Here is a 9,381-nt window from a genome sequence, read left to right as displayed (position 1 = left end):
CAGCGCGTCCACGGTGGCGGCGCGCCCGGCGGGCGACACGTCGGCCGAAGCCGCCGTCCCGGCCCAGACCCGTACCCGCGGGGCGCCGAGCTCGGCCGCCGTCGCGACGACGGCGTCGAACTCGCCGGGGTCGGACGCACCGGCCTTGTGGTAGCTGCCGTAGGTGCCGATCCGCAGCCCTGCGCCCGCGCAGGCACCGCGGGCCGCCGACGCCGCCGCGTGGTCACCGGGACGGACGTGCCGGTCTCCGGCCCACTCGAGGACCTCGGACCCGGCGTCGACCGCCAGGCGCACGACGTCCGGAACGGACCTCTCACGGAAGGTGACTGACGCCAACCCCAGAAGCAGCATGGTCGGTAACCGTAGTCATTGTCGTTTGCGCGATCCAGCGACGTACGTCACTCGATGTCCGGTTCCGTCTACAGCAGGTCGAGTCCGGCCGCCACGACCGTGTCCGCGTCGAGCCCGTGGTGGGCGTAGACCGAGGCGAGGTCGCCGGACTGACCGAAGCGATGCACGCCCAGGTGCGTCGCGGGGACCCGGTTGACCCCGGCGAGGAACGCGAGGGTGTGCGGGTGCCCGTCGAGCAGGGTGACCAGCGGCGCGGCCCGGCGCGCGGGGAACGCCGACTCCAGGATCCACGGCTCGGCCTGCGGACGGGCGGGGCGTCCGGCACGGGCCTGCAGGGCGTCGAACAGCAGCCCCGGACTGGTCACCACGACGACGTCGACGTCGTGGCCGAGCTCGGCGAGCCGGTCCGCCGCGGCGAGCGCCTCGGTCGTCGGCGCACCGGCGACCGCGATGGTCAGCGCCGGTGTGCCCGCGGCGCGGCGGAGCGGGTAGGCCCCGGCGACCACCTGACGCCGGCGCCGCTCGCGCGCGGCCGGGTCGGCCGGGACCGCCGCGAGGGTCTGGTCCACCGGCCGGGTCGACAGGCGCAGGTAGGCGCTGGTGCCGTCCGGACGGCCGAGCCGGGCCAGCGAGGCGAGCAGCGTCCACTCGGTGTCGATGGCGAACGCCGGCTCGTAGGTGACGCAGCCGGGCTGCTCCAGCCCGACCGACGGCGTCGTCACCGACTGGTGGGCACCGCCCTCGGGGGCCAGCGACACCCCGGAGGGCGTGCCGACGAGGATCGACTGGCCACCCGCGTAGATGCCGAACGACCACGGCTCCAGCGCGCGCTCGACGAACGGGTCGTAGAGCACCCCGATCGGCAGCACCGGACGGCCCCAGCGCGACCAGGTCGCCCCCAGCTCCCCCAGCGCCCCGACGAGGTTCCCCTCGGCGATGCCCAGCTCCAGGTGCTGGCCGGTGGGCCGCTCGCGCCAGTGCAGGATCGTCTCGGGATCGTCGTCGAACCAGTCCTTGCGCTCCGCGGTCGACCAGACGCCGACCTTGTTCACCCAGCCGCCCAGGTTCGTCGACGACGACACGTCCGGACAGAGCGTGACCACCCGGCCGGCCGCCTCGGGAGCCTCGCGGGTGAGGTCGAGCAGCGCCCGGCCGAGCGCGGCCTGGGTGGTGGCCCGCCCGGTCGGGGTGCGTCCGATGTCGGCCGGCAGCGGCGGGACCGGCTGGTCGTCGACCGGGTCGCGGTGCAGCCGCTGCGCCGCGCCGGCCACCACCTCGCCCGCCGGGGACTCCGGGTCGAAGCGCCGCCAGGGGTCGTCGGGGTCGGCGCCGACGGCGTCGGCCAGCTCGCGGACCTGGTCGGCGCTCAGGATCGAGCCGTGGTTCTGCGGGTGGCCCGCGGTCGCGAGGCCGTGGCCCTTGACCGTGTAGGCGAGGATCACCGTGGGCCGGGTGTCGTCGATCGCGGAGAACGCGTCGCGCAGCGCGGCGGTGTCGTGCCCGCCGAGGTTGCGCACCGCGGCGAGCAGGGTGTCGTCGTCGAGGCCGGCGACGAGCTCCGCCAGGTCGGCGTGTCCGTCGGGGAGCCGGGTGCGGACCTCGTCGGCGTCGCAGCGCAGCAGCCGCTGGTACTCCGCGTTCTGCATGGTGTCGATCCGGGCGCGCAGCGCGTCGCCGCCGGGGCGGTCGAACAGCTCGTGCAGCAGCCTGCCGTACTTGACGGTGAGGACCTGCCAGCCGGCCGCGGAGAACATGCCCTCGATCCGCGGCGCGCCGATCGCGGGGACGACCCGGTCCAGGGACTGCCGGTTCAGGTCGACGATCCACACGACCTCGCCCAGCTCACCGACCATCGGGTCGAGGATGGCCTCCCAGACGGCGCCCTCGTCGAGCTCGGCGTCGCCGACCAGGGAGTACTGCCTGCCCTCTCCGGCACCCCCGAAGTGGGTGTCGACGTAGCGGCGGGCCAGCGCACCCCAGATCGGGGCGGTCGCGCCGATGCCCACCGAGCCGGTCGAGTAGTCGACCGGGTCGGGGTCCTTGGACCGCGACGGGTAGGACTGCAGCCCGCCGAAGGCGCGCAGCGTGCTCAGGTAGCGCTCGTCGAGCTCGCCGAGCAGGTAGTTGATCGCGTGCAGCACCGGCGAGGCGTGCGGCTTGACCGAGACCCGGTCCCCGGCCCGCAGGTGCTCGAACCACAACGAGGTCATGATCGTCGTCATCGACGCCGACGACGCCTGGTGCCCGCCCACCTTCAGCCCGCTGGGGTCACCGCGCCGGTTGGCCGCGTCGACGATCGCGGTGGACAGCCAGAGCACCCGCTTCTCGATCTCGACGAGCGTGTCCGTCGTCACCGTCTGCGTGCCCATCGCCCACCACTCCAGCCTCGTCGCCCATGCAGCCTGCCCAGTCAGCCCACCACCACATCGACGAGTGCACAACCACAGCCCGTACGACTGAGCAGAGTGCACGCGCCGGGCCGGGCGGGACGCGCGCCGGGACGGCATAATGCGCACCTGCGGACACGAGGAGGGGGCACCAGGTGACGGGAACGACCGGTGACGGGCGGGCCGCGCTCGACGGCCACGACGCCCGGCTGCTGCTGGCCCTGGCGCAGGACCCGCGCGCGACGGTGCTCGCCCTCGCCGAACGGGTCGGCCTGTCCCGCAACACCGTGCAGGCCCGGCTGGCCAAGCTGGACCGGCTCGGCGCACTGGACACCTTCGAGCGTCGGGTCGACCCGGCGGCGCTCGGCTACCCGCTGACCGCGTTCGTGACGGTGCGGGTGGTGCAGCGCGAGCTCGCCGCCGTCGCCGACGCACTGGACCGGGTACCGGAGGTGCTGGAGGTGCACGGCGTCTCCGGACCGGAGGACCTCCTGGTGCACCTGGTCGCCCGCGACGCCGACGACCTCTACCGGATCGCCGGGCACCTCCTCGCGATCGGCGGGGTGGAGCGCACGTCGACGTCGCTGGTCATGCGCTCGCTGGTCGGGTTCCGCACCGCCCCGCTGCTGCACCGCCTGACCGACGGCGGCGCAGGCGCACCCGCCGTTCACCCGGCACCGCTACCGTCACGCCGATGAGCGCCCCCGCCGCCCCCGGTTTCGACCCGGACTTCCTCGGCGTCGCGACGCCGATGCCGACGCTGCCCGGGACCGACACCGTGCTGCTCCCCTACACCCACTTCGCGACCCTGCACCGGCCCGACCGGCGCCTGGCCGCGGCCACCGCCGTCGCGATCGACGGGGCGACCCTGCGGCAGCTCGAACGTTCCGACGACTGGCGCCTCGACGACCGGCTGCCCGCCGGGCAGCAGGCCGGCGCCGAGCTCTACGCCGACAACGACCTCGACCGCGGCCACCTGGTCCGCCGCCAGGACCCGGTGTGGGGCGGGGCCGCCGAGGCTGCGACGGCGGAGTCCGACACGTTCCTCTACACCAACGCCGCCCCGCAGGCCGCCGCGTTCAACCAGGACAAGCAGACCTGGGGCGGGTTGGAGGACTACCTGCTCGACAACGCGGGCGACCACGATCGGCGGCTCGTGGTGTTCACCGGCCCGGTGCTGGCCGACGACGACCCGGAGTACCGCGGCGTGCGCATCCCGCGGCTGTTCTGGAAGATCGGCGCCTTCGTCGTCGGCGGCGCGCTGGGCACCACCGCCTACCTGCTGGACCAGACCCCTCAGCTCGGCGACCTCGCCGAGCCGCCGGCCGGGGACCCACCGCCGCTGGGCCCGTACCGCACCTTCCAGGTACCGGTGGCCCGGATCGGCGAGCTGACCGGGCTCGACCTGGGCCCGCTGACCGCGGCGGACCGGATGCCGGTACCCGAGCCGGTGCCCGCCGCACTGTCGGAGCGGGCCGTGCGGCTGCGCTCGTTCGCCGACATCAGCGGACTGTGAGCGCGCCGGGGATCTAGGGTCGCCCCGTGACCGAGCTGCTCCCCAGCACCCAGCGCACCCTGCTCGCCCGCGTCGCCCGCGCCCAGCGCGACGGCCGCGTCCCCTCCCTCGTCGCCGGGGTGGTCCGCGACGGCGCCCTCGTCTGGCACGCCGGGCGTGGAGCGCTCCCGGACGCGGCCGCCGAGGACGACGTCCAGTACCGGATCGGCTCCATCTCCAAGACCGTCTGCGCGGTCACCGTCCTGCGGCTGCGCGACGAGGGACTGCTCGACCTCGACGACCCGCTGGACCGGCACCTCCCCGGCACCCCGCTCGGCGACCGCACCCTGGGTCAGCTGCTGTCCCACCTGGCCGGGGCCGGCTCGGAGAGCCCCGGCCGGTGGTGGGAGCGCACCCCCGGCGGCACGCTGGAGGAGCTGGGCCTCGGCGACGCCGACCGGGTGCTGCCCGCCGCGCGCCGCTTCCACTACTCCAACCTCGGGTTCGGGCTGCTCGGCGAGGTCGTCGCCCGCCTCCGCGGCCGCGCCTGGACCGACGTCGCCCGCGACGAGGTGCTGCTCCCGCTGGGCATGACCCGTACCTCCACCCGCCCGCAGCAGCCCGCCGCGGCGGGACGGGCCGTGCACCCGTGGGCCGACCTCGTGCTGGCCGAGCCCGAACACGACGCCGGGGTGATGGCCGCCGCCGGGCAGCTGTGGTGCACCGCGGCGGACTTGGCCCGGCTCGGCGCCCTGCTGCTCGGCGACACCGGCGACGTGCTCTCCCCGGCGACGGTCGAGGAGATGACGCTGCCCGCGGGCGTCGACCCGACGTCGCCGGTCTGGGCCGGCTACGGCCTGGGCGTGCAGGTCCTGCGGTTCGAGCGGCCCGAGGGCGGCGGCACGACGACGCTGGTCGGGCACGGCGGATCCATGCCCGGCTTCCTCGCCGGGCTCTGGGTGGACCGCGAGGAGGGCGCCGGCGCCCTGGCGATGGGCAACACCACCTCCGGGATGGACAGCGGGCTGACCGCCGGGCTGCTGAACGACCTGCGGGTCGCCGAGCCCCGCATCGTCGCGCCGTGGGACCCGCAGCCCTGCCCGGTCGACCCCGAGCTGCTCGGACCGTGGTTCTGGGGTCCCTCCCCCTACGCGCTGCGCTCGGTCGGCGGCGGGCTGCTGCACCTCGGCGGCCTCGGGCGCCCCGGACGCGCGTCGCGGTTCCGGCCCGGCCCGGACGGCACCTGGATCGGCCTGGACGGCTACTTCGCCGGGGAGACCCTGCGGATCGCCCGCGACCACCTGTGGCTGGCCACGTTCGTGTTCACCCGCACCCCCTACGACCCGGCCGCACCGGTCCCCGGCGGCGTCTCCGACGAGGGCTGGACCACCTCCTGACATCACGGTTCGGCCTGCACAGCGACACGGGACGGTCCAGTACCTACACTTTCGGCACACAAACGACTTGTGCACAATTTCTGCACGAACGAGAGCGGAGGGGGGATGCGCCCGACATGCGGGCGTGACCACGTATGACACAGGCCCAATCACCACCGGACGGCCGTCCGGACACGACCGGGGACGACCGGCCCCGCACCGACTGGATCGTGTTCGGCGTCGGCGCCGCGCTCGCGCTGCTGTTCGTGCTGTGGGGGCTGCTCAGCGCCGACACCCTCGGCGCCACCGCCGAGGCGATGCTCGGCGGGCTGATGCGCGGCGGCGGCTGGGGCTTCATCCTCGCCGCGACCGCCTTCGTGGCCTTCGCGCTGTTCCTGGCCTTCAGCCGGTTCGGGCGCATCAAGCTCGGCGCCGACGACGAGGAGCCCGAGTTCCGCACGGTCTCCTGGATCGCGATGATGTTCTCCGCCGGCATGGGCATCGGGCTGATGTTCTTCGGCGTGAACGAGCCGCTGACCTTCTTCCAGTCGCCGCCGCCCGGCGCGGCCGAGCCCGGCACCATCGACGCGCTGCAGACCTCGATGGCGACCTCACTGTTCCACTGGACGCTGCACCCGTGGGCGATCTACGCCGTCGTCGGCCTCGCCATCGCCTACTCCACCTTCCGCAAGGGCCGCCGTCAGCTCATCAGCCAGGCCTTCGTCCCGCTGATCGGCCGCAAGGCCGCCGAGGGCTCCATCGGCCGGGGCATCGACATCCTCGCGATCTTCGCGACGCTGTTCGGCTCCGCGGCCTCGCTGGGCCTGGGCGCGTTCCAGATCGGCGGCGGCATGCAGACCGTCGGCTGGGTCGACGGCCAGGTGAGCCCCTGGGTACTCGCCGCGATCATCATCGTGCTGACCGCCGCGTTCATCCTCTCCGCCGTCTCCGGCGTCGAGAAGGGCATCCAGTGGCTGTCCAACACCAACATGGTGCTGGCGGCGGTGCTGGCGTTCTTCGTGTTCGTCGTCGGACCGACGGTGATCATCCTCGACCTGATCCCGACGTCGATCGGCGCGTACTTCTCCCAGTTCTTCGAGATGGTCGGGCGCACCGAGGCCGTCGGCGGCGCCCCGATGCTCGAGTGGCTGTCCGGCTGGACCGTCTTCTACTGGGCGTGGTGGATCTCGTGGACGCCGTTCGTCGGCATGTTCCTGGCGCGGATCTCGCGCGGGCGCACCATCCGTGAGTTCGTCGGCGGCGTCATCCTCGCGCCGAGCCTGGTCTCGCTGGTCTGGTTCTGCATCTTCGGCGGCACCGCCATCACCCAGGCCCAGCAGGGCACGCAGTTCTCCGACGACTCCAACGTCCAGCTCTTCCAGATGCTCGGCGCCTACCCGTGGGCGACCTTCACCGGCCTGCTGGTCATGCTCCTGGTCGCGATCTTCTTCGTGTCCGGCGCGGACGCCGCGTCGATCGTCATGGGCACACTGTCCCAGCGCGGCACCATCGAGCCCAGCAAGTGGGTCGTGGTCTTCTGGGGCTCGGTCATGGGTGCGGTCGCCGTGCTGATGCTCGTCACCGGCGGGGAGAACGCCCTGGACGGCATCCAGAACCTGACCATCCTGGTCGCGGCGCCGTTCGTCGTGATCATGGTGCTGCTGTGCTTCGCACTGTTCAAGGACCTGCGTCGCGACAAGGTCGTGCTGCGGGACGAGAAGGGCGCGCAGGTGCTGGAGCAGGCGGTCGACTGGGCCACCGACAACCACGGCGAGAACTTCTACGTCAAGGTCGGTGCGTTCGACACGACCGACGGGAACGCACCCGCCGACGGCAACGACAGCTCCGGCAACGGTCCCGTCGCGGCCGGGGCCGACGAGCCGGAGGGGCGGACCGGCGACGAGTCGACCCGGGCGACCGCCGAACGGCGCGACAGCCCGGTCGGCGGCGACTGACCGCCTCTCGTCGCACACGACGGCGGCCGGACACCCTCCCCGGGGTGTCCGGCCGCCGTCGTCCGTGGCAGGGTCGAGGGCTCACGGTCGCGGGGACGGCCGGACGATCGGACGACCCGTGAGCGACCGCCCACCGACGGTGAGCGGTCGGGAGTGACCCGGGCCGACCGCGCTCGTTGGACCTCCTGCGACCACCCGGTGCACGGCCCCCGCGTGCACCGACGATCATCGGAAAGTGCTGCGCCGCAGCCGGAGCGGATGGGAGGGACCTGACACAGTGGGCCGGATGCGTCTCGTCTTCACCCCGGGGGACGACCAGGGGTACGCCGAGGCCCGCAGCCGCCTGCTGGAGCAGTTCTCCCTCTGGGCCCGCCGCCGTCGCGTCGAGGTGGACACCGCGCTCGTCGCCGCCGTGCTGGACTACAAGTACGCGCGCGACCGCAGGCTGGGCCGCTGGACGCGCTCGCACATCGCCGACGCGCTGGGCATGTGGTTCCCGCGCAAGGTGACCGTGCTCGAGCCCGACGACGTCGCCCCCGCCTTCCATGCACTCATCGACTTCGTCGACGAGCACGACTGGTTCGACCCGCAGTCGCACCCGGCGGACGCGCTGCACCGTCAGGTCCTCGACTCCACACCCGCCCTGCACGACGGTCTCGCCGACGAGCGCAACTACGACCTCGGCAAGTTCTGGGGCGTGCAGCTGCACCGCCACGGCGTCGACCCCGCGGACCCGGCCGCGGTGCAGCGGTTCCTCGACCGCGCCGGCGCCGGGCAGACCGACGTCGACCGGCACGCGCTCGCCGAGATCATGCGGCGCGAGGCGCAGCGTCCCACCCGCGCCGAGTGGAACCCCGAGCTGCCGCCGGTACCGATGCCCGGCGCCGCGGCGCTCGTCGACGCCGCGGAGCGCTCCGAGGCCCTCGAGCTGCTCCGCAAGCTGACCCTGTGGGTGCGGGCGGGGCGCCGGCTCACCTCCGACGGCCGCCTCGACCGCACCGACGCGCTCGACCTCGCCGCGCACCTGCAGCTCGACCACATCTACCGCGAGACCGCCCGTACCAGCGACGACCTGCCCGAGGTGTCGCTGCTGCTGCGCTGGGCCCGCTCGGCGCGCCTGGTCCGCGTGGTGCGTGGGCGGCTGCTGCCGGTCAAGAGCGCGGGCCCGCTGCTGAACCGGCCGATCGAGCTGTGGCGCCGGGTGTTCGAGTCGGTCGGACGTCTCGGCGACAGCCTGGGCGGGACCGACGTGTTCGGCGCACCGTCGCTGTTCGGGATGTCGATGTCCCAGGCGTTCCCGATGCTGTGGGTCGGCCTCTACGCCACCGGCGGCGGGCAGGTCCCGCTCGAGCACTTCCACCGCCAGGTCCGCGACGCCGTCAACGACGAGGCCGGCTGCGTGGTCGACGACCTCGCAGGCGACGTCGAACAGCGGCTGTGGCGCCGCGACGTCACGGCCCTGCTGGACGCCTGCGAGCTGCTCGGGGCGATCGAGCTGACCGAGACCCTCGATGCCGACGAGCTGGACGAGCTGTCCCGGGTCGCGCACCGCGACGACCCGGACCCCACGGTCGTCGCGCTGACCCCGATGGGGCTGTGGGCGGTGCACGAGTACCTGACCGAGCAGGGCATGCACCTGCCCGCGCCGGGGGAGCTGGCCGACGAGGACGTCGAGTACGTGTGCGTGCGGATGAGCGGGGTGCGGGCCGACGTCGCCGAGGCCGAGCTCGCCGCGTGGGCGCTCGCCCGCCACCCCGGGGACGCCGTGCGCGAGCTGGACCGCTTCCTGCGCCGCTGCGAGGTCCCGGCGCACCGGG

The 9,381-nt window shown here is 73.8% G+C and carries 6 protein-coding genes and 1 pseudogene; 5 read left to right on the top strand and 2 right to left on the bottom strand.

What is annotated here, in order from left to right; translation table 11 throughout:
• Together GTW08_RS01325 and GTW08_RS01320 are read right to left on the bottom strand one after the other, a co-directional pair.
• A pseudogene (locus GTW08_RS01325) lies at positions 1-294 on the bottom strand (xylose isomerase); the annotation flags it as partial.
• 125 nt (positions 295-419) lie between these two features.
• Positions 420-2,720 carry a transketolase-like TK C-terminal-containing protein gene (locus GTW08_RS01320; RefSeq protein WP_073574205.1) on the bottom strand — a complete coding sequence of 767 codons (2,301 nt, stop codon included), beginning with the start codon at positions 2,718-2,720 and terminating at the stop codon, positions 420-422.
• A gap of 173 nt (positions 2,721-2,893) precedes the next feature.
• On the opposite strand from GTW08_RS01320, the gene GTW08_RS01315 reads away from it, so the two are divergent.
• The 5 genes from GTW08_RS01315 to GTW08_RS01295 form a co-directional block, all read left to right on the top strand.
• Positions 2,894-3,436: an Lrp/AsnC family transcriptional regulator gene (locus GTW08_RS01315; RefSeq protein ID WP_073574206.1), complete on the top strand. Its 543-nt coding sequence runs from the start codon at positions 2,894-2,896 to the stop codon at positions 3,434-3,436.
• Complete coding sequence (locus tag GTW08_RS01310) at positions 3,433-4,254, top strand: DNA/RNA non-specific endonuclease (RefSeq protein WP_161151276.1); 822 nt, start codon at positions 3,433-3,435, stop codon at positions 4,252-4,254. The genes GTW08_RS01315 and GTW08_RS01310 overlap by 4 nt, the downstream gene beginning before the upstream one ends.
• 26 nt (positions 4,255-4,280) lie before the next feature.
• Complete coding sequence (locus tag GTW08_RS01305; protein ID WP_161151275.1) at positions 4,281-5,630, top strand: serine hydrolase; 1,350 nt, start codon at positions 4,281-4,283, stop codon at positions 5,628-5,630.
• A 134-nt stretch (positions 5,631-5,764) separates the two neighbouring features.
• Positions 5,765-7,564, top strand: coding sequence for a BCCT family transporter (locus GTW08_RS01300; RefSeq protein ID WP_083658072.1), 1,800 nt, complete (start codon positions 5,765-5,767; stop codon positions 7,562-7,564).
• Between the two features lie 286 nt (positions 7,565-7,850).
• Positions 7,851-9,381 (top strand): hypothetical protein (locus GTW08_RS01295; RefSeq protein WP_161151274.1); only part of this gene is annotated, 1,531 nt, incomplete at its 3' end.

The sequence above is a fragment of the Pseudonocardia sp. SID8383 genome (assembly GCF_009864975.1).
Lineage (GTDB): Bacteria > Actinomycetota > Actinomycetes > Mycobacteriales > Pseudonocardiaceae > Pseudonocardia > Pseudonocardia alni.
This window is presented reverse-complemented; position numbering and strand designations above follow the sequence as displayed.